General features: G+C 35.9%; 19 protein-coding genes, 1 tRNA gene and 1 riboswitch. Of the genes, 9 read left to right on the forward strand and 11 right to left on the reverse strand.

Annotation, left to right across the window (positions count from 1 at the left end):
• Positions 1-218: 218 nt before the first annotated feature.
• The 10 genes from L3049_RS04965 to thrA form a co-directional block, all read right to left on the reverse strand.
• Positions 219-1481, reverse strand: coding sequence for a M28 family metallopeptidase (locus tag L3049_RS04965; protein ID WP_275108692.1), 1263 nt, complete (start codon positions 1479-1481; stop codon positions 219-221).
• A gap of 130 nt (positions 1482-1611) precedes the next feature.
• On the reverse strand, positions 1612-3576 hold the full coding sequence (locus tag L3049_RS04970; RefSeq protein ID WP_275108693.1) for a dipeptidyl-peptidase 3 family protein: 1965 nt from the start codon (positions 3574-3576) through the stop codon (positions 1612-1614).
• Between the two features lies 1 nt (position 3577).
• Positions 3578-4387 (reverse strand): hypothetical protein, encoded by an 810-nt coding sequence (locus L3049_RS04975; RefSeq protein ID WP_275108694.1) that lies wholly within the window; start codon positions 4385-4387, stop codon positions 3578-3580.
• Positions 4388-4390: 3 nt separating this feature from the next.
• Complete coding sequence (locus L3049_RS04980; protein WP_275108695.1) at positions 4391-5584, reverse strand: aspartate aminotransferase family protein; 1194 nt, start codon at positions 5582-5584, stop codon at positions 4391-4393.
• A gap of 53 nt (positions 5585-5637) precedes the next feature.
• Positions 5638-6351 carry a LytR/AlgR family response regulator transcription factor gene (locus L3049_RS04985; protein ID WP_275108696.1) on the reverse strand — a complete coding sequence of 238 codons (714 nt, stop codon included), beginning with the start codon at positions 6349-6351 and terminating at the stop codon, positions 5638-5640.
• 176 nt (positions 6352-6527) lie between these two features.
• Positions 6528-7211 (reverse strand): TrmH family RNA methyltransferase, encoded by a 684-nt coding sequence (locus L3049_RS04990; RefSeq protein ID WP_275108697.1) that lies wholly within the window; start codon positions 7209-7211, stop codon positions 6528-6530.
• A 73-nt stretch (positions 7212-7284) separates the two neighbouring features.
• Complete coding sequence (locus L3049_RS04995) at positions 7285-7557, reverse strand: HU family DNA-binding protein (RefSeq protein ID WP_275108698.1); 273 nt, start codon at positions 7555-7557, stop codon at positions 7285-7287.
• Positions 7558-8027: 470 nt separating this feature from the next.
• Positions 8028-9326 carry a threonine synthase gene (thrC, locus tag L3049_RS05000; protein WP_275108699.1) on the reverse strand — a complete coding sequence of 433 codons (1299 nt, stop codon included), beginning with the start codon at positions 9324-9326 and terminating at the stop codon, positions 8028-8030.
• Positions 9327-9382: 56 nt separating this feature from the next.
• A complete protein-coding gene (locus tag L3049_RS05005; protein WP_275108700.1) occupies positions 9383-10309 on the reverse strand; it encodes a homoserine kinase in 927 nt (308 codons plus the stop codon).
• A 23-nt stretch (positions 10310-10332) separates the two neighbouring features.
• The gene (gene thrA, locus L3049_RS05010; protein WP_275108701.1) at positions 10333-12768 is read right to left on the reverse strand and encodes a bifunctional aspartate kinase/homoserine dehydrogenase I; all 2436 of its coding nucleotides are present in this window, start codon (positions 12766-12768) and stop codon (positions 10333-10335) included.
• A 637-nt stretch (positions 12769-13405) separates the two neighbouring features.
• Here thrA and L3049_RS05015 point away from each other — a divergent pair.
• Positions 13406-14137: a hypothetical protein gene (locus L3049_RS05015; protein ID WP_275108702.1), complete on the forward strand. Its 732-nt coding sequence runs from the start codon at positions 13406-13408 to the stop codon at positions 14135-14137.
• 132 nt (positions 14138-14269) lie between these two features.
• Complete coding sequence (locus L3049_RS05020; RefSeq protein ID WP_275108703.1) at positions 14270-14920, forward strand: HAD family hydrolase; 651 nt, start codon at positions 14270-14272, stop codon at positions 14918-14920.
• 9 nt (positions 14921-14929) lie between these two features.
• Here the strand turns inward: L3049_RS05020 and L3049_RS05025 are convergent, their stop codons facing one another.
• Positions 14930-15865 carry a cation diffusion facilitator family transporter gene (locus tag L3049_RS05025; protein WP_275108704.1) on the reverse strand — a complete coding sequence of 312 codons (936 nt, stop codon included), beginning with the start codon at positions 15863-15865 and terminating at the stop codon, positions 14930-14932.
• Positions 15866-16111: 246 nt separating this feature from the next.
• Positions 16112-16254: riboswitch (molybdenum cofactor riboswitch) on the forward strand.
• Positions 16255-16363: 109 nt separating this feature from the next.
• Between L3049_RS05025 and L3049_RS05030 the strand changes: the two genes are divergently transcribed.
• The 7 genes from L3049_RS05030 to hrpB all read left to right on the forward strand — a co-directional run bounded on the left by L3049_RS05030 (position 16364) and on the right by hrpB (position 23564).
• Positions 16364-16909, forward strand: coding sequence for a hypothetical protein (locus tag L3049_RS05030; protein ID WP_275108705.1), 546 nt, complete (start codon positions 16364-16366; stop codon positions 16907-16909).
• 4 nt (positions 16910-16913) lie between these two features.
• A complete protein-coding gene (locus L3049_RS05035) occupies positions 16914-18089 on the forward strand; it encodes a molybdopterin molybdotransferase MoeA (RefSeq protein WP_275108706.1) in 1176 nt (391 codons plus the stop codon).
• Positions 18073-18873 (forward strand): GTP 3',8-cyclase MoaA, encoded by an 801-nt coding sequence (locus L3049_RS05040; protein WP_275108707.1) that lies wholly within the window; start codon positions 18073-18075, stop codon positions 18871-18873. Before L3049_RS05035 ends, L3049_RS05040 begins: the two co-directional genes overlap by 17 nt.
• Positions 18874-18925: 52 nt before the next feature.
• On the forward strand, positions 18926-19381 hold the full coding sequence (gene moaC / locus L3049_RS05045) for a cyclic pyranopterin monophosphate synthase MoaC (protein WP_275108708.1): 456 nt from the start codon (positions 18926-18928) through the stop codon (positions 19379-19381).
• Positions 19382-19395: 14 nt separating this feature from the next.
• On the forward strand, positions 19396-20337 hold the full coding sequence (locus L3049_RS05050; protein ID WP_275108709.1) for an MOSC domain-containing protein: 942 nt from the start codon (positions 19396-19398) through the stop codon (positions 20335-20337).
• A gap of 146 nt (positions 20338-20483) precedes the next feature.
• A tRNA-Ser gene (locus L3049_RS05055) sits at positions 20484-20571 on the forward strand.
• A 503-nt stretch (positions 20572-21074) separates the two neighbouring features.
• Positions 21075-23564: an ATP-dependent helicase HrpB gene (hrpB, locus tag L3049_RS05060; protein ID WP_275108710.1), complete on the forward strand. Its 2490-nt coding sequence runs from the start codon at positions 21075-21077 to the stop codon at positions 23562-23564.
• Positions 23565-23632: the final 68 nt, after the last annotated feature.

Genomic DNA, 23632 nt, shown 5'->3' on the forward strand with positions numbered 1-23632 from the left:
AACCTGTCAGGATTCAGAATCCTGACAGGTTTTCTTTGGCAGTCATACTCCAACTATAAGCACCTTGTAAATGTCGGGGTATGACTAACTACATCTGCCCTGCTGTTACTGGGAATCCGAACTCAAGTCGGAATCCCAAGAGCATCAAGTACAAAAAAAGAGCCTTTGTCAACGACAAAAGCTCTTTTTTATAGTTAGAATAGTATCCTACAAATATCTTACTTCATTTCGGCATAATCTCTCACCAATTTAAAGATTCCTTCGAATTGGGTGTATTGTAATTTATCTGCTGTATCTGTTACTTCGTGATATTCTGAATTAGCACTGTGAGTGTAAAAGAATACTGCCTTCACTCCTTTTTCATGAAATGGAGCATGATCGGAAGATGAAGATTCACCAGTTCCAAACATTTTAAACACATATTCTTTCTCTTTATTAATCGCATTAAACTTTGCCATTTCGCTAGGAACACTTTTGCCATTAATCACGTAAATTCCTTTATCGCCCGTAGCAACCATATCAAAATTCAATACCATTTTCGTCTTTTCTAATGATATCAATGGATTATCTGCGTAATGATTTGAACCAAGTAATCCTGCTTCTTCTCCGCTAAACAAAGCAAATACCATTGTATAGTGAGGTTTCTTTTTTTGAGCCTTAAAATGCTTGGCAAAATTCAAAACCATGGCAACTCCACTCGCATTATCATTTGCTCCAGGATAGATCTTATCGCCAAAATGGCCTAAGTGATCGTAATGCGCTGAAAAGACAATGCAAGTATCTGATTTCCCCTTGATGTAACCAATTAGATTCTGCGTTTTATATTCCTCAATAAATTTACTTTTGATGTCGTAAGTAATCTTCTTTACATCTGGTGAAATAACACTTGTCTTCACCATAAAGGTTGGGTAATCAACTAATTTTGTTCTTGCAGAGAATTTCAGTTTCCCATTGATTAAAACAATTCCTTTCGCATCGAATACATTCTTCTTCAACATGGTTTGAGCAAAATTATACAAGTCCTTATTATTTAAGCCTGTCGAGTCAATTGCCAAAAATGAATTGGAAAGATCTTTTTTCATGAAGTCACCCAAAACTCTCTGGTTTGTTAAAACATCCTTTGTGATCCAGGTCAATTCCGACTCACCAATACAAGTTTTCGCATTTGGGTTTACGATATACTCACTTGCCGATACTAACTCTTTGCCATCTAGAGCCAATCTTGGGCTTTCTGGGTAAGTATTAATAGAAGTAGTATACGATTGGTAGTAATTATCCGTAAAGCCTTTTAATCCGATCCTGTTCATTTCCTTCGATAAATAAGCAGCAGCAATACTGTCACCACTATTTACATAGCCTCGCCCATGAAACTCTGGCGAACTCAATTTATTCACCAATTGCTTGGTATAGTTCATATCTTGAGCACAGATTACAACAGACCATAATCCCAGGCAGAGCAATAAGCTTATTTGTTTTATCATTTTGTATCATTATTAGGTTGTCTCCAAATTTAGCAAAAGATCATTCAAGCAAAATCTATTATACTAATTATTCGACAAAGGCTTCAATTTTCAAGATGAAAAAAGGAGATGATCACTCATCTCCTATATCTTAATTCTGATGTGGAAGAAAAGAATACTTCTCTCCATATTCAAGCATTTGTTTCGTAAAATCATCTGGATACGATATTTTCACATCCACTACTTTACCATCTTCCATTACTGGATGATAGTCAGGATTGATAAAACCAGCATAAGCAGCCAAATTCAATTTCTCAAATCGCTCCTTTACTTCCTTGTGCAATACAGTATCTACTTTTACGGCGTAATCTTCAACAAGAGCTTTTCCAACTACAAAATCACCTTCCGATTTAATGCGCTGAACTTCTCTCAGCAAATCACCAAAAAGTTCTCTTAATTTCTGATAATCATTTACAACAAAATAGGTTTTCCCATCCCTTTGCACTTTCTCAATTACCTTATCGGATTCGCCTTTTTCAAATACCCATTTGGCAATTAGCTGACGATTTCTCATGTGAGATTCCTCAATATCTTTACCTAGTTCTATTCTAGTAAGCTGCGTAATTAATCCATTGCAAATATAACCATCGTATTCGGCTTTGGCAACATCCAAACTAGGCATCAAGGTCAAGTCGACCATTTTTGGATCCATCATGTAGTACAAAGCAAAAAGATCTGCCCTAGCCTCCTCTAAAGTAGAGTGGTAGTTCTTTAATGCATCCATTCCAACACCTGGCAACAATTGTCCTGAACCATGTCCAAGACATTCGTGCAGGTCGGTGTGTAAGTTTCCGCCTAAATATCCATGCTCTTTTGCTCTTGCGACTTCTTCTTTACTGAAAGCAAATTCTTCAACCATACCGCCTTTTAAAGAAGACTGATGATATGCATGTGTAATGTTATCAATGGTAACCGACTTGCTTCCATGTTCTTTACGAATCCACTCTGCATTTGGCAAATTGACTCCAATTGGTGTTGCTGGATGACAATCACCACCCAACATCGCAACCGTAATTACCTTGGCACTAACACCTTTCACCTCATCTTTTTTGAATCGTTCATCAACAGGAGAATGATCTTCAAACCATTGTGCATTATCCGAAATGATCACAGCTCTTTTTGTAGCTTCAATATCTTTAAAGTTCACGATCGATTCCCAACTAGCTTTAACTGCTAATGCATCTCCATAAACTTCAATGAATCCATTTACAACATCAATATGAGCATCTAAATCTTTCACCCACAAAATTGAATATTCATCGAAAGTTTTTAAATCTCCAGTCTTGTAAAAATCAACCAGCTTAATTAAGGATTCTTTCTGTAGGTCACTATCAGCAACAGGAATTGCCTTTTCCAACCAAAACACAATCTTCTCGATTGCTTCGGTGTACATCCCTCCAACTTTCCATGTTTTTTCAATCAACTTCCCATCTTCCTTTACCAACTTGGAATTCAAACCTGCAGATATTGGCCTTTCCGAATCACCCTTCTCCATTTTGGCATAAAAGTCTTCCACTTCCTTCTCACAAACCCCTTCGTAATAATTGTTAGCCGAGTCTTGAATTAAATCCAAATCAGGATCCAATACAACCCTTTTAGCATCCACGTTCTCATCAAATAAAACCGGAACCAATCTGCTAATTAATCCAACAACATCCTCTCCTTTTAGCAAAGGCAGTAACTCATGATTCGTATTGCTCAACAATTCTCCAAAATACTCTTCGGTGAATTTTGGCATAATTTTATCCATCGAATAATGGTGATGTATCCCATTTGAAAACCAAATTCGCTTGATATAAACTTCAAAATTCTTAAACTCTTCGCACTCTCGATCTCCATCGTAGGAGATAAAAATAGCCTCAAGAGTTCTTCGAATAGTTAGGTTGTATTTATTATTTTGATCGAACAAAATATCACGTCCACAATGAGCAGCCTCGGATAAATAATAAATTAACTCTTTTTGCTGAAGAGATAAACTCTCAAAACCAGGAACCTGATATCTTAATATTTTAATATCGGCAAATTGCTCCGTTTGATATTGGAATGTATCGCTCATTTTATTTATTTCTTACATCTACATTTTCAACTAACACCCATTTTCCTTTGCGATACTCTAAAGCATCATAAGAGAAATCGGGGCCATAATATTCAAATTGATTTTGGTAAATCGGCTTAGAAGGAGCCAAATGATCAAATACAAAACGCTTGGCTTTTTCCTCATATTGAATAGTCATTCTTGCCTGCTTAGCATATTCAAAAACAACTCGATTCAGTACTTTACCTCTCCACAAAATTACGGGCGAGCCAAAACTAAGCTTGCCTTCCTTATCAATATTTAGTATTTCAATTATTTTTTTGCTTGTCTGATAATTATTCCCGTCCCATCCTAACAAGAAATAGGATCGCGAACCTTTTTGCTTAATCGGAATAATCTGGTAATATAATGCTCCTCCCCAATTGGAAATGGAGTATTGCTTCATCATATCCGTATCAGCAGTAGAATCAACCAATTTTTCAACACGAATAGCTTTCTTCTCTTTGATTTGAAGAATTCCAAAATATCGATAAGTACCATCACTTAGTACACAGTTCCAGTTGAATATTCGTAACAATTCATCTGGTGAAGTTAATTTGCCCATGTTTGCTAATCCCGAAAAAGGATAGACAAAGCTCTCCTCATTCGACAACAACTCGAGAAATTGGTCTTCAATATCCCCACAAATACTCAACTTAAGCGAATCTGTATCTGCCTTTAGTAAAAGCTCAAAATTAGAAGCAAGTTCTTTCTCTTTTACTCCTAAATCAACTTGAGCAAAAGCATTTAAGCCTGAAAAAAAAACAAAAACAACTAGCAAAAACTTTCTCATAGACTATTTATTTACTTTATCCATAGCTTGGATAAGCATTTCTGAAGCTTTGTGAATTTCTTCGTCCGTAATGTTTAAAGGTGGTGCAATTCTGTATGCATCATCACAGAAAAGAAAAGCATCCATAACCACTCCAATTTCATATGCTTCCTTCATAATCTCAAGCATAATTTCTTTCGATTCTACTATCACTGCAATAAAAAGCCCTAACTGACGAAAACCTTTTACCATAGGGTGATCTTTTAGCAAGTCAACAAAAAGCTCACCTTTACGTTGCACATCAGCTACAATATTTTCTTCTAATAGAACTTCTAAACCTGCCAATGCTGCAGCACACGATACAGGATGACCACCAAAAGTTGTGATATGACCAAGCATCGGGTTGCTTTTGAAACTATCTAAAATACTTTTTTCTGCAATAAATGCCCCAATTGGCATTCCTGCTCCCATGGCCTTAGCCAAAGTTAGAATATCAGGTACAACATTGAAATGTTCAAAAGCAAACAATTTGCCTGTACGACCAAATCCCATCTGAACTTCATCGAAAATTAAAAGGGCACCTGTTTCTGTACACCGAGCACGTAAAGTTTGAATAAATTCTTTAGATGGAATGATCATCCCACCTTCTGATTGGATTGGCTCTAGAACAACGCAAGCAGTACGTTCTGTAATTTGCTCTAGGTCTATAACATTTCCAAATTCAATAATACGAATATCTGGCAACAATGGTCTGAAAGCATTTTTCATTTCCTCATCGCCCAATACACTTAAAGCTCCATGAGTACTGCCATGATAAGCATTTTTGAAATGGACTATTTCACTGCGCCCTGTGTATCTCTTAGCCAATTTAATCGCTCCTTCATTAGCTTCACTCCCAGAGTTTACAAAATAAACTGAGTTTAATTTCTCGGGAAGGTTATCGGCTAAAAGTTTAGCTAACTTAACTTGAGGCGTTTCAATAAATTCGCCATACACCATTAAGTGCATATATTTATCAACCTGATCTTTAACAGCCTGTCGTACTTTTGGATGACCATGACCAAGATTACTTACTGACACACCTGATACTAAATCGATGTATCTTTTGCCTTCCGGACTATACATGTATATACCTTCTGCTCTTTCTATTTCAAGAGAAATAGGATAATCAGAAGTTGTCGCTACGTGTTGTAGAAATAATTGTCGATTGGAAATCATAAACTTAAATTTAATTGACTACAAAAATCTTAAAAATTCCCGCCAAAAGAAAACTATCGAGTCATTAGGTTAATATCACCCATCAATTTTTCTCGATACGATTTTCCAATTGGGATTGATTTTGAACCTCCATCAGTAGTAATTACAACTGAATTATCTTCAATCATCTCAATCTTCTTTAAGTTAACAACATAAGAACGATGAATACGAGAGAATAAATGAGAAGGCATTTTATCTTCGATAGCTTTCATGGTGAAATGAATGGTATATTTATCAGTAAATGTATTAACCACCACATAATTCTCTAAAGCTTCAACCCACAGGATATCATCATAATGCAATCTTACTAAAGTTGAGTTACTCTTAATAAAGATTTCATTCTTCTCAGGTGTTATTACTGTATTTCCCTTTTTCTCTACACGCGTATTCACCTTATTTACAGCCTTAAAAAATCGACTATACGAAATAGGCTTCAACAAATAATCAGAAACATCGTACTCAAAAGCTTCAAGAGCATACTGCTCTTTAGATGAAATGATAATGACTTGAGGTGTTGTATTTAAGCTATTTAAAAACTCCATACCTGTCATTTCCGGCATTTCAACATCAAGAAAAATCAAATCTATAGGATCATTCTTCTTAATTTCGTTGATAGCTTCAATTGCACTTGGATAAGAAGCAGTCAGTGTAAGATAATCTGTTCTTTCAATATAACTTTCAACTACTTTTCTCGAAAGTTTATCGTCATCAATTACAACACAATTCATATGGTGGTAGTTAATTTTTATTCAAAGTATGCGAAAACATCGTATTTATCTACGGCTAGGTAGTTTTGATCAAAAATAATAATCTTTTTACCATTTCCGAAATATTTGCGCAAAATAATCACCCGCCAAATATTTAACCTAATGTATTACGAATGAATTCGAACTAGAATTTTGTTCTATTTATTCTTTTTAAAGAATTCAACCAAGAGTTTATCACTTGCTCGCACCGATTTCTTTAACCAATCCAATTTAAGTTCTAACGTTTCATTGTCAGACAATTGCCAATCAATTTTTGAACGACGAAGCTCTGTCGACAAATGATTTAAAACCAAAGCTGCACAGACTGAAATATTAAAGCTTTCAGTAAAGCCATACATTGGAATTTTTACAAATTCATCAGCATGATCCATTACCTCTTGCGATAATCCTGTCAATTCTGTCCCAAAGAAAAAGGCAGCTTTACCTTTTTCCAGATTAAAATCAGGTAAAAGAATGTCATTTGTATGAGGAGTAGTAGCAATTATACGATATCCTTCCTCCTTTAATTGCGAAATCGTACTTAAGGTGTTTTTTTCTTCTTGATTGTGTCGATGCAAATGAACCCATTTCGAGGAGCCCATTACGACATCTGGATTTAAATTGTATTCGTTTCTATTTTCGATCACGTGTAAATCCTGCACTCCAAAACAATCACATGAACGCATTACAGCACTTGCATTTTGAGGTTGAAAAATATTTTCAAGCACAATCTTAATATAGCGTGTTCGATTCGCCACATTTTTATCAATTATTTCTTTCCGATGATCACTAATAAACCCTTCTAAAAATTGAACTGCTTGTTGTAAAGTTTTTCTCTCCATTCACAAAAATTTAGGTACAAAAAAAGGAGGTAGTATAAATACACCCCCTCTAATATTTTTGACTTACAATTATCTATTGTACAGAGTCTGCTAATTCAGATCCTGCTTTAAATTTAATAACTTTTTTAGCTGGAATATCAATTGGTTTACCTGTTTGTGGGTTTCTACCAGTTCTAGCTTCACGAGTTGAAACAGAGAATGAACCAAATCCGATAAGAGCTACTCTATCTTCACCTTTAAGAGCTTCAGAAGTAGTTTCGATAAAAGCATCAAGAGCTTTTTTTGCATCAGCTTTAGTTAAACCGGCTTTGTTAGCCATTGCTTCAATTAATTGAGCCTTGTTCATAATTTATAAGTTTTTTGGGTTAAAAAAAATGTATTTCTATCTGAATCACACACAAATATAACGGTTTTCTTAAGCTTTGCAAATTTCCAATAAGAAAAAATAACAATTTTAATCTTTCAATGAGTACAACATAATAAATGAGACAAAATTTACGGTACTCCCCGTAAACCATTAAATGCAGAATATTAATTAAATCATAAGAGTATTTAAATGGTAATTTTATTTAACCATTATAGCAAAAGTTCTGATTACTAATATTCAATTATATTAAACTACTCACTTGAATTAAAACAAAACAAAAAGCAAGTCAAAAAACTATCTATCAACCAAATAAGCACTAGCAATCAATACATTCTATTCAAATCTACAAACACCTTAATATTACTAGAGATGCAAAACAGAATGATATACATCATTATGAGATGCTTAGAAAAAATGCTGTCTCGAATAGGAGACAGCATTTTGAATATTTAATCTATTTTTAAAAGATATGCCTTAAAATCATTAAATTCTTTACTAATTAAAAAACTTAACTTTTTTTTCCCTAAACACTCCTGTAAATAGTCTGGAATCTTTATTTCGGTATTTAATACTGCCTCCACCGTATCTTTAAATTTCGCAGGATGTGCTGTTTCAAGGAAAATACCAAGCTCATCTTTCACATTAAGGTATTTCTTCAATCCGAGATAAGCAACTGCCCCATGAGGATCTAAAATGTATTTAGTTCTATTATATACATCCAACATCGCTTCTTCGGTCTCCTCATCAGTGTACCAAGCTCCATTTACATCTTTAATTACATCAGCATGGCGATCTTGATACATTTCCATCATTCTGGCAAAATTACTTGGTGTACCAACATCCATTGCATTGGAAATGGTTTGGACCGATGCCTTTGGCTCGTATTTACCCGAAGCCAAATAATCTGGTACTACTTTATTTTTATTTGCAGCTGCAACAAAAGAATGAATTGGCAAACCCATTTGTTTAGCTAACAATCCTCCCGTTAAATTTCCGTAGTTTCCACTTGGCACAGAAAACACCAATTTCTTATTTGTTGGCTGCATTTGTGCCCAAGCATAAAAATAATAAAAGCTTTGAGGCAACAATCGAGCAATATTAATTGAATTAGCTGATGTTAAGTTCAACTTCTCATTTAATTCTTTATCCGCGAAAGCGGTTTTAACCAATGCCTGACAATCGTCAAAAGTGCCATCAACTTCGAGAGCAGTAATGTTCTGTCCCATTGTTGTCAATTGTTGCTCCTGAATTTTACTCACCTTGCCTGCAGGATACAATATAATAACCTGTACACCTTCAACACCAAGAAATCCATTTGCTACAGCACTGCCCGTGTCACCTGAGGTTGCAACTAAAATGGTAACATCTTCCTGACTTTTCTTCGCAAATGCACTTAAACATCGAGACATGAAACGAGCACCAACATCTTTAAAGGCACAAGTAGGTCCGTGGAACAATTCCAATGTACTGATTCCTTCTTCGACTGGTACAACAGGGATTGGAAAGTTTAGAACCTCTTCCGTAATTTCCCTAAGGTTAGCATCTGAAATATCGTCTCCAACAAAATGCTTAGCTACCTCAAAACCAATTTCCGGCAAACTTAAATTAGGTAAATTCTTAAAAAATGCATCACTTAATTTGGGTATTGAAACTGGAAAAAACAATCCCTTATCAGGCGCAAGGCCTTTTATAACAGCTTCTTTAAAGCTGTATCGTAACTCTGTATTATTTGTACTAAAATATTTCACTGGTAGTTCCTTTCCTGAATTTAAATCAATCTTTCATTTATCTATCACTGCGAGCACTATAGGATTTTAACTCCTCCGTCGCTGACTTTAGACACATATATTTTGTAATCTAAATCGGTACGTTTAAAAACAGTATCCATAGCTGCTGCAATAACATCGGCCGTTTCTCTTCCATTTGCCAAAGCAAAAACAGATGGACCTGATCCTGAAATGCTACAGCCTAAGGCTCCTGCTTCAAGTACAGCTTGTTTTAAGTTATCAAACTCCGGAATTAAAATTTTACGTTGTTTTTCTACAATATGGTCTTCTAGCGAACGACCAATCAAATTATAGTCTGATTGATGCAAACCGGATATTAAGCCTGCAACATTTCCCCATTGACGAATTGCTTTTTTCAGATCAACTTGAGCAGATAATAATTCTCTGGCCTCTTTGGTCTTAATTTCAATTTGAGGATGAATAACAACGCACCATAAATCCTTTGGCGATTCAATTTGAATTACATCCAGAGGATCGTAGGCACGAACAATACAAAATCCACCTAATACTGTTGGTGCAGCATTGTCAGCATGTGCATCGCCCGAAGCTGCAACTTCGCCCTGCATGGCAAAATCAACCAATTGTTCTCTACTGTATGGTTTCCCAAGTAACTCGTTGGCCGCAACCACTGCACCTGCTGCACTTGCAGAGCTTGAACCAATTCCACTACCTGGTTTAATGTTTTTATGTATCTCAATATCGAAACCTTGATTGCTACCCAGATCATCAAGCATAGCCTGAATAGCAACACCGGCAACATTTTTCGATGCTTCTGTAGGTAGATTTTCATATCCCTCAATAGGTTTGATACTTATCTTGTTTAAATCATTCTCACTGAGAATCATCTCATCACCAATTCCATCGATGGCAAACCCCAGAATATCGAATCCACATCCGACATTTGAAACACTACCTGGTGCAAATACTTTTATACTATCTGACATCTTATTCTTTTTCTAAATGGTAATTAATTGCTTGTAATGCTTATGATATCACCGAATATTCCGGAGGCTGTCACTTCAGCACCAGCACCCGCGCCTTTTATAATCATTGGCTGATCTTTATACCATTTTGTATTTAGGGAAATTACATTATCCTTTCCATGTACGTCATAAAATGGATGATCTGGTTTCACCTCTTGCAAACTCACATTTGCTTTACCATCTTTAAAAGAAGCGATGTAACGATATCGAATATTCTTCTCAGCCATGACAGTTCGCCATGCTTCAAAATAATCATTATTCTCTTCAAGATCACGAATCAAATCTTCAGCAGTCTCACCATTTAAGCATGATAATGGAATCATTGGTTCATGCTCAACATCTTTTTCTTCCAAAGCATAACCAGCTTCTCTAGATAGGATAAGCAGCTTTCTTAAGACATCCATTCCGCTTAAATCAATCTTTGGATCTGGCTCTGTAAATCCTTGCTCCATAGCCATTTTAACAGCTTCTACAAATGATTTACCATTGTTAAACTCATTCATTATAAAATTAAGACTACCTGAAACAACAGCCTGTATACCAACCACTTGATCTCCTGTGTTTATCAAGCTATTAATGGTACTAATTACTGGCAATCCTGCACCTACATTACTTTCGAACATGAATTCAACATTGTGCTTTCTTGCTGCAGCCTTAATTCTTAAATAGTTCTCAAAATCGGAAGATGCAGCAATTTTATTACAAGCTACAATAGAAACCGTTGAATTTAAGACTTGCTGATAAACTTTACTCACCTGTTCGCTAGCTGTAATATCGATAAATACAGAGTTACGTAGATTGGCTTGATCCATTCTTTTTACAAACTCCTGCAAATTGGCAGTTTCCGATTCATGCTCTAACTTTTGCTGCCAATCTTGAAGCATATTTTCATCATCCGCAAAATACATTTTACGACTGTTGGTAACTGCACGCACAACTAATTGTAATCCTTTCTCTTCTATTAAATAGTTGTACTGATGATCGATAAACTCCAATAATTTTTTCCCAACATTACCTACTCCAGCAATGTATAAATTGATTTTCTTATGTGTTGAAATGAAAAATTTCTCATGTATAACATTTAAGGCTTTCTTCACATCCGTAGTACGCACCATGAAAGTGATGTTTAGCTCATTTCCACCTTGCGCCGTTGCACGAATATTTAAACCATTTTTACCTAGTATACCAAAGAGTTTTCCTGCAATGCCAGGTGTGTAGCCCATATCTTCACCAACAACGGCAATTATTGACAAGTTTTCCTCTACCAATGGTTCATTTACCAAATTCATTCCAATTTCCATTTCGAATTCAGAACGAACAGCTTCTATCGCTAAATCTTTATCATCTTCATGAATACCAACACTCATACTGTGTTCCGAAGATGATTGCGTAATAAGGCTGACATTAATTTTCTGGTTAGCTAAGCAAGCAAATAGTCGTGCAGCAAAACCACTTATTCCAACCATACCACTACCCGACAAGGTAAATAGGTTAACGTGATTTACAGAAGACAATCCTCTTACAATGGATCGCTCACTTTTAGGGTTCGTAGTTATTAAGGTTCCATTGTCATCAGGTGCAAATGTGTTCTTTATTCGAACGTTTATCTTATTTTGCAATACCGGAGTTAATGAAGGCGGGTACATGACTTTGGCTCCAAAGTGAGATAATTCCATGGCTTCCTGAAACGACATCTGTTCAATTGGAATCGCTTGCGAAACCAGTCGTGGATCGGCAGTGTACATACCACTTACATCTGTCCATATTTCCAATTGTTTGGCATTTAGTGCAGCGGCTAATATCGAGGCAGTATAATCAGACCCACCACGCCCTAATAAAGTTAACTCTCCTTTTTTGCCTGAAGCAATAAAGCCAGGGAAAACTGCAACTTGAAAATCTTCCTCTTTTATTGATTTTAGATTCTCGTTGGTTTCTTTACTATTTAAGAATACACCCTTCCCATTCTGAGTTTTAATGTATTTTCTAGAATCGAAACACTTTGCCTTCATGCCAGACTCAATAAGATAAGCTGAAAAAATTAGCGATGACAAGACTTCTCCTGTTCCCATCACGGCATTTTTTATCTTCTCGGATATCTCCTCAAGCAGATACACACCCTGAAGTAGCTCCTCTAGCTCATCAAACTTTTTCGAGACCTTTGTTTTTATTTCATCAGGAACATTTAATTCATTCGTTACCTGATCGTGTCTTTCCCTTAATTTTAAGAGAGCAATTTCATACTCTTTGTTCCGCTGACTTGCAAGATTAATGCACCTTTCCAACTCATCGGTAACCCCACCAAATGCTGAAACAACTACAACTTGCTTACAGTTGGCATAATCCCTCTTAATAATTTCCTGAACACGCTTACAATTCCCTGCATTAGAAACTGAGCTTCCTCCAAATTTTAAAACCTTCATTTTTAATTTCCTTTAAATAGCCTTCTCTCCCTACAAATGTCGAGTCAGCTATCGATTGATATAATTTTGGTTAAAAGATATCTTGATGCAAAATGATAAAATACAATTAAGTATCTATCTAATATTTTTGCACATGGTACAAAATACCTTACTGATTTTTGAGTAATCAACTACTCACCTATGGCGATATGTAATAATTTAACCCCCTAAAGGGTTGTTGTGGTAGTTGCGATAATGGTAGAAATAGTACAAATAAAATTTTCAGACATAGACATTCGCATGTTGGTATTCAACATGTTCATTTCGGTTGCTATGTTATTTATTTGTTTCAAAAAATCTATTCTCCATCTTTAAGTAGATCAAATATATGGTTTTTTTCTTAATAGCACTAGCAAGGAGGGATTCTTTTCTTTTTTTTCAGTTTTTTTTTCTTTTGCCCTCCATCAGAATAGCAAGATCAAAAATAACGTCTACTTTTTTCAATACAACACCCTTCTTTTCACATCAATTCTCTTTCATTTTACAACATTACGCAAACTCACTAAACCCTCTACATAAGCAGTTTAATAAAAATTAATTAGATTTAGTCCAAATAAATATTGTATCTTAAGTCATTATTCACCAAAACCTTATTAACATGAAAAAACGAATAATTGGTTTAGCAATTGCATTATTTTTCAGTTTTACAATTGTTGCTCAAACCAATGAGGAAAAAGAGCAAACAGTAGTTGAGAGTGTTTACATGTTACCAAAAAAAGGAATGAACCAAGAATTTGAAAAAGCAATTAAAGCTCACAATGATAAATTCCATCAAAAAGGTGACCACGTAGCAGGCTTACGAAGAGTTGATTATGGCGACAGAGCTGGATGGTATGTATGGATTATGGGACCAACAACCTATTCCGCGCTAGACTCGAGACCAATGGAAGAAGGAGGACATCAAGATGATTGGAAAAAAAATGTTGATCCTCTTGTTGAAAAATATGGTTCCGTCTCACTTTGGAATTACAATGAAAAATTGTCTTTTGGAAAAGATATCCTTGTAAAATCAAAATATTATGAAGCTTGGGCAATTCACCTTAAAAAGGGGCAATATTATCGTTTTAAATCCATTGCTACAAAGCTTATGAAGACTTCTGAAAAACTGGGTTTTGCATTCTTAGTTTTCAATAATCCTCTTCACACTACTAAAAGTGCTGATGTTGGAATGGTATGGAACTTTGACAATTATGCTGATTGGTCAAAAGACCAAGGTTATAAAAAGGCATTTGAAGAAATTTATGGAGAAGGATCGTGGCAAAACATGTACGATGAATGGATGGATGTTATAGAAGACTATGACGCAGAACTACGTACAATAATAAAATAAGATATATTCTTAAAGCAGTCAATTAAATGAATTAATTGGCTGTTTTTTTATGCAAAAAAAAAACGTCATTTCTCTTTGTAAACTTAATTTGAGTTTTGAATATTTGCATAGAATAAACCTAAAGAAATAGATATGTATAAAGGAGTTGTTTTTGATCTGGATGGCACATTAGCTAATTCAATAGAAGATATTGCTGATTCAATGAATAAGGTATTGCAAGAAAAAAACTTGGACACACATGATTATATTACCTACAAAACATTTGTTGGTCGAGGCATAAAAAGCTTGGTAGAAAATGCACTTCCTAAATCACATCGCGATGCATCATTTATAGAAGAATGTTTTCAAAGAATGATGGAAGTTTACGATGATAATTGTATCGCAAAAACGGCTCTATACCCAGGCATTTCCGATTTACTTAACTCCTTGAGAGATCGCAATCTTAAAATTGCTATTTTCTCCAACAAAGCCAACGAACTAACACAAAAAGTTGTAAATGTATTACTTGCCAACTGGCAACTTGAAATGGTAATTGGTGCCGGAGGTGATATCCCACGTAAACCTGATCCAAAAGGTGCATTATTAATTAGTGAAAAAATGGGCATTGCACCTGAAGAATTAATGTATGTTGGTGATTCGGGAGTTGATATGGAAACGGCAAACAATTCAGGCATGCATGCCGTTGGTGTTCTATGGGGATTTCGAGATATGGAAGAACTTTTAGAAAACGGTGCTCAAACCATTATACATCATCCAATGGATCTAATCCAATCTCTTGATTAAAAGATTAAATTAATGCGTGTGCCCTTTCTCCTGAATCACGATACTCTCGTCATCGCACGAACCATTTAATTCAGGCTGAAGGGTTACATGATTTATCTCAAAATCATCATGTAAAATATGCTCTAATTGATGCAAAATCAAGTTGACCTCACTTAGCTTTAAATCCTGTTTAAAACTAATATGAGCTTCAAAGTTAATTTGTTTATCATCTAATTGCCAGACATGAACATGATGCATATTTTCTATTCCATCCAACTCTTGAATTTTCTCGTGAATATCATCTAAATTAATATGCAATGGAGTAAATTGCATTAAAATTCTGACACTCTCTTTTACCAGACCCCAACTAGAATAGATCAAATAAAGAGAAATACCAATAGATAGAACACCATCAACCCAGGAGACATCCCATAAATACATAGCCAATCCACCCAATACAACAGCTATCGATGAAATCATATCAGAAAGCAAATGCAAATAAGCAGAACGCATATTCATACTATCCTTCGCCTCTTTCTGAACCAAAAGAACACTTAAACCATTTAAAACAATTGATAAACCACCTAATATCATGACCATGCCGGATTGCACTTCAACAGGTTCTGAAAAACGAGAAATGGCTTCCTTTGTAAGAAAAAAAGCAATTACAATTAATGATATCGCATTAATCAAAGCAGCTAATATTTCGGCTCTTTTATACCCATATGTTTGGGCAGCTGTTTGATCTCTTTTTGAAAGTTTACTTGCAAACCATGATATTATAAGAGCCAGGACGTCACTAAAGTTATGCAATGCATCTGACATCAGTGCTAAACTACCAGAAATAAAACCACCAATAATCTGTGCCACAGTTATACCAACATTCAGTAATATTGCAATCCCTAAGTTCTTCCCTTTTAAATCTCCATGGTCGTGATGAGCATGGCCGTGACTATGATTCCCCATTTACTTTCATTTAATATCCTATATAAAGATAAGAATGTATTCTATTTTTTAATCAAACCAAATATAAATAAGACTATCTTATTTAATTACCAATAAACAATAACACAAACGTTTTCATCTAAAAAGTCAAAGTACACAGGCCTTTCCGAAAATAGCGCAAAACAATAACGATTTGGAAGATTATAGGATATCACAAATCCGCACACATACACATTTGTAGATTCATTAATATTAATATCTTTACCACTATTAAATAATCTCCGAGTTGTCAGTTACTTCACCAATAAAATAATTGGAAAGGATTGTAAACCGATAGGTAAACTTGGAAACGAGTTTGTCTCCCGCTGGGCATAGACCCAAAATTGGAAAGGAGTATTGTGATTTAGGTCTGAAGAATAGATTGTCTCGTTTATCCTGCCATGGTAAATTGCACGCTATTCTTTCTTAAAACATAAACCTCCAATTCAAGACATGAGTTGGAGGTTTTTATTTTTTAGAATGAATAATATCAGAAAAAACATATTACTAATTGCAGGAACTGGCAGAAATGTTGGTAAAACCCTGTTTGCATGCCAATTAATTAACAATTTGAAATGCAAAAGTAATCTCATTTGTATTAAAATATCACCTCATTTTCATAAAATAAGTGATAAATTAGAGCTTATTAAAGAAACCGCTGATTATGTGATTACAAAAGAATACAGCAAAAAAGGAAATAAAGATAGTAATCGATTATTCAGAGCTGGAAGCAAAGAGGTCTATTACGTTCAAGGAAAAGATGATACTCTTCCAGATATTCTTTCTTATTTTGAAAAGGTTATCCCCCCAGAAAACCCAATTATTTGTGAATCGGGAGGATTGCGGGACCTGATTGTACCAGGTCTATTTTTAATGATTGATAAAAAAAACAATAACCAAATAAAATCCAGAGCTATTAAGTACAAACAATTGGCTGACAAAAAGATTGAATTTAATGGTGAAAAATTCGATTTTGACAGTAATAAAATTGCTTTTACCGAAAATGGCTGGTTAATAAAAAACTAACAATATGATTACGTTTCACGAGGCATTGAAAACAGTTAAACATGCCACAACTAAATTAGACAGAGAGATTATTGACCTTTCGGATTGTTTGAATCGAGTATTGGCCGAAGATGTACTTTCTGATATGTCGCTACCTCCGTTTAATAAATCAGCTATGGATGGTTATGCCTGCAAACAGTCTGATTTAAGTGAAAATCTTGAAGTCCTAGAAGTTATTGCTGCTGGTTCGGCTCCAACTTTAAATATTGGAGAAAAGCAATGTTCCAGAATAATGACAGGTGCCATGGTTCCTGAAGGTGCAGATACTGTAATCATGATTGAGCACACGGAAGAAGTTGACGAAGGACACATTCGTTTTACGAAAGAAAAAACAAAATCGAATATTTGCCTTAAAGGGGAAGATATTTTAAAAAACGATGTGGTTTTAACAAAAGGAACACGACTAAAAGCACAACACATTTCGGTTTTAGCATCTGTTGGGTGCTCAAGTCCTGTTGTTTACCGCCAACCAAAAGTTGCAACTATCGCAACTGGGAGTGAATTGGTAGAGCCACAAGACAAACCAAATAAATCCCAAATCAGAAATGTCAACTCATGGCAACTACTGGCTCAATTAGAAAAAATTGGGATTACAGGCAATTATTATGGTATTGTGGCCGACTCAAAAGAAGCTACCAAAGAGGTCATATCCAAATGTATAGATGAGAATGATTTATTAATCATATCCGGTGGTGTTTCGGTTGGAGAATACGATTATATACCACAAATATTAAAGGAATTAGAATTCAACATTTGGTTTCACACACTAACTGTAAAACCAGGGAAGCATACTGTTTTTGCAACGCGTCAAGGCAAATATGTATTTGCTATGCCAGGCAATCCTGTATCCTCATTTGTTCAATTTGAACTATTAGGTAAAGCCTTGGTTTTCCGACTAATGGGACATGACTATCATCCGGCAATTGTTCGTTTACCAATATCGTGTGACTATAAACGAAAAAGAATTGACCGATTAGAATATATTCCAGTGCGATTGAATGCAAATAATCAGGTTATCCCGGTAGATTACCATGGTTCGGCACATATAAATGCTTTCACCCAAGCTGATGGGATAATGGCTATTCCCAGAGGGGTTGATGAATTTACAGAAGGAGAATTTGTACATGTTAGACAAATATAATAGAAACATAAGCTACCTCAGAATATCAGTTACAGACAGATGTAATCTTCGCTGCACGTATTGCATGCCCGAGGAAGGTATCGATCTGATGGCACATGAAGATGTTTTGAGTTTTGAGCAGATTGTCAGCTTTGTTGAAGAAGCTGTCAAAACTGGTATTACCAAGGTTCGTTTAACTGGTGGTGAACCCTTGGTCCGTAAAGGGATTGTTGATTTAGTAAAAATAATAGCTGAAATTTCAGGGATAGAAGAAATCGCAATGACTACCAATGGTATCTTACTCGATAAATTTGCCAAACAATTAGCCGAGGCTGGTTTGTGTAGAGTAAATATCAGTTTGGACACAATGAATCCTAAAAGGTATAAGGAATTAACCCGATTGGGTAATATTGAAGATGTTTTTAAAGGAATAAAGGCCGCGCAAGAAGCTGGCTTACATCCGGTAAAAATTAATTGTGTTCGTATGCCAAATGCTGACCTAGATGACCTAGAGCATTTGCACAAATATTGTAAACAAAATAATCTAGAGCTGCGTTTCATTAAACAAATGGATTTAGCCAGTGGTGAGTTTTCGATTGTAGAAGGTGGAAAAGGCGGCAACTGTGTTGAATGTAATCGGATTCGTTTAACGGCTAACGGAAAAGTTAAACCATGCCTTTTTAATGCTAGTGAATTTGACATTAACGAATTGGGCAATAAGAAAGCAATTGACAAATCGATTAACCACAAACCAAAAGCTGGAACCAAAAATAAGGATGGTAGCTTTTACGGTATTGGAGGGTAAGTAAAGTCATCAGAGGTCAGTGAACAATTATTAGTAAACAGTGATCAGTAAAATGGGAGAATTTAGTCATATAGATAAGGATGGGAAAGCCAACATGGTTGATGTAGGTGATAAAACGCCACAAATACGAGAAGCAAAAGCAACTGGTATCATTCAACTTGAACCAAGAACCATTGAATTAATAAAAGAAAATGCGCTTAAAAAAGGTGATGTATTAACCATCGCCGAAATAGCAGGAATTCAGGCTGCAAAAAAAACAAGCGACCTAATTCCTCTTTGCCATACACTTCAAATTACAAAAGCTGAAGTGAAATGTACAATTGTAGAAAATGGAGTTCAAGCCAACACTAGAGTTAAATGTATCGGTCAAACAGGTGTTGAAATGGAAGCATTAACAGCTGCCAGTGTTGCACTATTGACCGTTTACGATATGTGTAAGGCAGTTGATAAATCCATGACAATAGTAGGAATAACTCTATTGGAGAAAACCAAGATCGATATAAAATAAGAAAGCCGATAATTATGAGCGATAAAAAAGTAGCAGTACTGTCTGTAAATATATCTGAGAAAAAAGGCACCATAAAAAAACCTGTTAATTCTATCGAGTTAAACTCAAAAGGAGTAGCGAACGATGCTCATGCTGGTAATTGGCACCGTCAGGTTAGTTTATTGGCGCAAGAAAGTATAGATAAATTTTCCAAGCAAGCTAAGCGGAAAATCGAATTCGGGGAATTTGCAGAGAATATTACAACTGAAGGAATTATATTGCACAAGACGGCACCTCTTGACCAGTTTATCATGGGTGATATGGTACTTGAAGTGACTCAGATTGGTAAAAAATGCCACGGCGATAATTGTAGTATTTTTCGTGAAATTGGTAATTGTGTAATGCCAAAAGAAGGTATCTTTTGCCGTGTTCTTAAGGGTGGTGAATTAAAAGCGGGTAATCAACTGGAATATCAACCACGAATCATGAAAACGCTTATCATTACGCTTAGCGATCGTGCTAGCCGAGGAGAATATGCCGATAAGAGTGGACCATTACTTAAAAAGCTGGCTGAAGATTTCTTCAAATCAAAAAACCGCCACTTTGAAATTGAAACATTAATTATTCCTGACAACGAAGAACAATTAAAAACTATTCTCAAAAAAGCGCAAGCAGAAAACTATGATATGGTTTTCACAACAGGTGGAACAGGTATTGGTCCCAAAGATATTACTCCTGATGTGGTTAAACCCCTGCTTACAAAAGAAATTCCAGGTATAATGGAATTAATTCGCGTTAAGTATGGTATGGAAAAAGCAAATGCACTTGTTAGCCGTGGTATTGCCGGTGTAATGGGTAAAACATTGGTTTATACTTTACCTGGTAGTCCTAAAGCCGTGAACGAGTATTGTACTGAGATTTTCAAAACCATTGAACACTCACTTTACATGTTAAATGAGCTGGATTTACACGGATAATGAAAATTAATTGAACTGAAGTTCAAGGGCTTCCAAATTATTTACACCTTATTGCAAAATAATGTTTGGTCAGTAGTATTTTTTGCCATATATTTGCACCCGTTATCACAAGAGATAGCAGAGCAATTAAAGCTCAAAAACATATTGGAGAGATGGCAGAGTGGTCGAATGCGGTAGTCTTGAAAACTATTGTGCGGCAACGTACCGGGGGTTCGAATCCCTCTCTCTCCGCCACGCAGAAATGCAACAGAAAGAAAAGCCTTGTAAACTAACGTTTACAAGGCTTTCTTCATTTAGCTCCAGGCGATTTAAACACCAAAAAGTGCATTATAAGGGTGTTTTGAAAGGTGTAGATTATGAAGTTGAAAAACACTACACCGCACACAGGTGCTAACACACTGCTATACACCCCTTTGCTCCGCTCAAAAAAAAAAAAAAAAAAAAAAAAAAAAAAAAATGACTCACCTGCTAGTTTTAAAGCACTTTAAAACTTGTGGAAATGAGACAAACTATTTCTTTTTTGTTGCTTTACAGGATTAGCTTTTTCAGCTGTGAAAGCTCTGAGGCTTTCACCTTTTTATTTTTTAGCACCAATTTTCAATAGAGTCGCTGCTTATATGCATCAGTAAACGATTTAAACTGCAAGCCTTGTATATTTTCTGTAACATTCATTGTGTTCCGCGCCAACTCCTTTATTTCATTTAACTATTTTTGCAGAATACAAAATCTAAAGAAACTTGAAATTCGATCCATACACATTTGACTTGCCCATTACTGAGGTTATTGAAGAGGTAAAAGAACAATTATCGGAAACCAATACCTTACTTGTAAATGCGCCTCCTGGAGCCGGTAAAAGTACATTATTGCCGCTTGCTTTGCTCGAGGAAAACTGGTTGAACGGACAAAAAATCATCATGCTTGAACCTCGTCGTTTGGCTGCTCGTTCCATTGCTATGCGTTTGTCCGAATTACTTGGCGAAAAAGTTGGTGAACGTGTTGGATACAGAATTCGATTTGATAATTGCACCAGAGCAAACACTCAGCTGGAAGTAGTTACCGAGGGGATTTTAACAAGAATGCTGCAATCTGATAATGCCTTGGAAGGTGTTGGTTTGGTTATTTTTGATGAATTTCATGAACGCAGTCTATTTGCAGATGTAGCTTTGGCACTAGCGAGAGAGGCGCAGCAAGTTTTACGTCCTGATTTGCGCTTACTAATCATGTCTGCTACTTTAGACATGCCCAAATTGAAAAATATATTAAATGCTCCATCCATTGTGAGTGAAGGTCGACAATATCCTGTAGAAATTAAATATACAGGAGAAACCGATCCCTATCTATTAGCCGAATTAACAGCAAGTGTAGTTGGCAAAGCTGTAGATGAACAATCTGGAGATATTTTGGTCTTTCTTCCTGGTGAAGCAGAAATCAAATCATGTGAAGAAATCCTAAAGAGAAAACACAGCGGTATTTCTATTCATCCATTATATGGGCAGTTACCTGCAGGCAAACAATATGCGGCCATTATGCCTCATAAAGAAGGCAAACGTAAAATTATTTTGTCCACATCAATTGCCGAAACCAGTTTAACCATAGAGGGTATCACAAGTGTTGTGGATTGTGGTTTTGGCAGAACATTACAATTTAATCCGAATACAGGTTTATCAAAACTTGAAACAGTAGAGATTACATGCGATTCGGCTGATCAGAGAGCAGGGCGTGCTGGAAGACTTGCACCCGGTGTTTGTTATCGCATGTGGACAAAGGCTACTCATTTAAGATTAAAAGAACACCGCGTACCCGAAATAGAGCAAGCAGATTTGACTTCGTTGGTACTGGAAATGGCTAAATGGGGCGTGGATGATATTAACAGTCTGACTTGGTTAAGCCCTCCTCCAAAAGGAAGTATAGCGCAAGCACGAGAATTATTACATCAATTAGATGCTTTGAATAATGGTCAGATCACCAAGCATGGAAAAACCATTCATCAATTGCCATGTCATCCTCGTTTGGCTCATATGCTTCTAATGGCAAAAGAAGAAGGTTTATCGGCTCTAGCCTGCGATGTGGCAGCCATTCTTGAAGAACGCGATCCCTTAGGCAGAGAGGTTGGTATAGATATCAATCTTAGAATTGAAGCTTTAAGAAGATACCGAAGCGGAGATCTGAAAAATAAAAAGCTGATGCGAATTGCAAAAAGTGCAAAACAATACCAAAAGATGCTTAATATTCAGGAGGAAAATGGCACAGTAGATCCATTTGAAACGGGCTTAATTTTGGTTTTTGCCTATCCCGAACGAATTGCACATGCTACTCCGGGCAATAATGCTCAATTTAAATTGGCAAACGGGAAAATTGCCGCTGCTGGTCACCGAGATGATCTTGCACATGAGGAATGGCTCGCAATTGCTAATATGCATGCTCGCGATGGAGTTGGTAAAATCTTTTTGGCCTCTCCTCTAAATCCACAAGATTTGGTTCCGATGGTTAAATCTATTGAAACGGTAAGTTGGGATACTAAAAGAGGAGGTTTTCAGGCAAGTTGCGATTTAAAAATTGGAAGTATTATTCTGCAAACCAAACCGCTTCGCAATTTTAATCCTGAATTAAAAGTACAAGCCATATCAGATGCAATTACAAAAGAAGGTGCTTGGTTATTGGATTTTAATAAAGAAGTGGAACAATGGCAAAATCGTGTGAATAGTTTACAGATTTGGAATCCGGAACAAAATTGGCCAGATGTGAGCACCAAGAATTTACTGGAAACCAATTCGGAATGGCTGGCACCCTATTTAAGCAATATCAAAAAACCTGAGGATCTGAAAAAAATTGATCTGAAGACCGTTTTGCAACATCATATAGATTATAAGTTGCAATCAGAACTAGAACGATTAGCTCCCGATAAAATAAAGGTATCTAGCGGATCCAATATCAAATTGAATTACCAGCTAAACGGGCAAGCTCCCATTCTTTCGGTTCGTCTTCAAGAGGTATTTGGTTTGCTCGAAACGCCAAAAGTGAACAATGGAAAAATAAACATTCTGTTGCATCTTCTTTCTCCGGGCTTTAAACCGGTTCAAATCACGAATGATTTGGCAAGTTTTTGGGGCAATGCATATTTCGAAGTCCGTAAAGAATTAAAAGCACGCTATCCAAAACATCATTGGCCGGATAATCCTTTGGAAGCAGAAGCTTTGCGCGGGGTAAAAAGAAAGAATCAACAATAAAACTCATCTAATAAATACATTAGATATTGATGAAAGAAGTTATTTAAACGAAATCAGCAATAATAATT

It is taken from the genome of Labilibaculum sp. DW002 (genome assembly GCF_029029525.1).
Classification (GTDB): Bacteria; Bacteroidota; Bacteroidia; order Bacteroidales; family Marinifilaceae; genus Paralabilibaculum; species Paralabilibaculum antarcticum.

What these genes read in the sequence shown, in the direction of transcription:
- L3049_RS04965 (WP_275108692.1), bottom strand. Translation starts at nt 1,481, where the DNA reads ATGATAAAACAAATAAGCTTATTGCTCTGCCTGGGATTATGGTCTGTT.
- L3049_RS04970 (WP_275108693.1), bottom strand. Translation starts at nt 3,576, where the DNA reads ATGAGCGATACATTCCAATATCAAACGGAGCAATTTGCCGATATTAAA.
- L3049_RS04975 (WP_275108694.1), bottom strand. Translation starts at nt 4,387, where the DNA reads ATGAGAAAGTTTTTGCTAGTTGTTTTTGTTTTTTTTTCAGGCTTAAAT.
- L3049_RS04980 (WP_275108695.1), bottom strand. Translation starts at nt 5,584, where the DNA reads ATGATTTCCAATCGACAATTATTTCTACAACACGTAGCGACAACTTCT.
- L3049_RS04985 (WP_275108696.1), bottom strand. Translation starts at nt 6,351, where the DNA reads ATGAATTGTGTTGTAATTGATGACGATAAACTTTCGAGAAAAGTAGTT.
- L3049_RS04990 (WP_275108697.1), bottom strand. Translation starts at nt 7,211, where the DNA reads ATGGAGAGAAAAACTTTACAACAAGCAGTTCAATTTTTAGAAGGGTTT.
- L3049_RS04995 (WP_275108698.1), bottom strand. Translation starts at nt 7,557, where the DNA reads ATGAACAAGGCTCAATTAATTGAAGCAATGGCTAACAAAGCCGGTTTA.
- L3049_RS05005 (WP_275108700.1), bottom strand. Translation starts at nt 10,309, where the DNA reads ATGTCAGATAGTATAAAAGTATTTGCACCAGGTAGTGTTTCAAATGTC.
- thrA (WP_275108701.1), bottom strand. Translation starts at nt 12,768, where the DNA reads ATGAAGGTTTTAAAATTTGGAGGAAGCTCAGTTTCTAATGCAGGGAAT.
- L3049_RS05015 (WP_275108702.1), top strand. Translation starts at nt 13,406, where the DNA reads ATGAAAAAACGAATAATTGGTTTAGCAATTGCATTATTTTTCAGTTTT.
- L3049_RS05020 (WP_275108703.1), top strand. Translation starts at nt 14,270, where the DNA reads ATGTATAAAGGAGTTGTTTTTGATCTGGATGGCACATTAGCTAATTCA.
- L3049_RS05025 (WP_275108704.1), bottom strand. Translation starts at nt 15,865, where the DNA reads ATGGGGAATCATAGTCACGGCCATGCTCATCACGACCATGGAGATTTA.
- L3049_RS05030 (WP_275108705.1), top strand. Translation starts at nt 16,364, where the DNA reads ATGAATAATATCAGAAAAAACATATTACTAATTGCAGGAACTGGCAGA.
- L3049_RS05035 (WP_275108706.1), top strand. Translation starts at nt 16,914, where the DNA reads ATGATTACGTTTCACGAGGCATTGAAAACAGTTAAACATGCCACAACT.
- L3049_RS05040 (WP_275108707.1), top strand. Translation starts at nt 18,073, where the DNA reads ATGTTAGACAAATATAATAGAAACATAAGCTACCTCAGAATATCAGTT.
- moaC (WP_275108708.1), top strand. Translation starts at nt 18,926, where the DNA reads ATGGGAGAATTTAGTCATATAGATAAGGATGGGAAAGCCAACATGGTT.
- L3049_RS05050 (WP_275108709.1), top strand. Translation starts at nt 19,396, where the DNA reads ATGAGCGATAAAAAAGTAGCAGTACTGTCTGTAAATATATCTGAGAAA.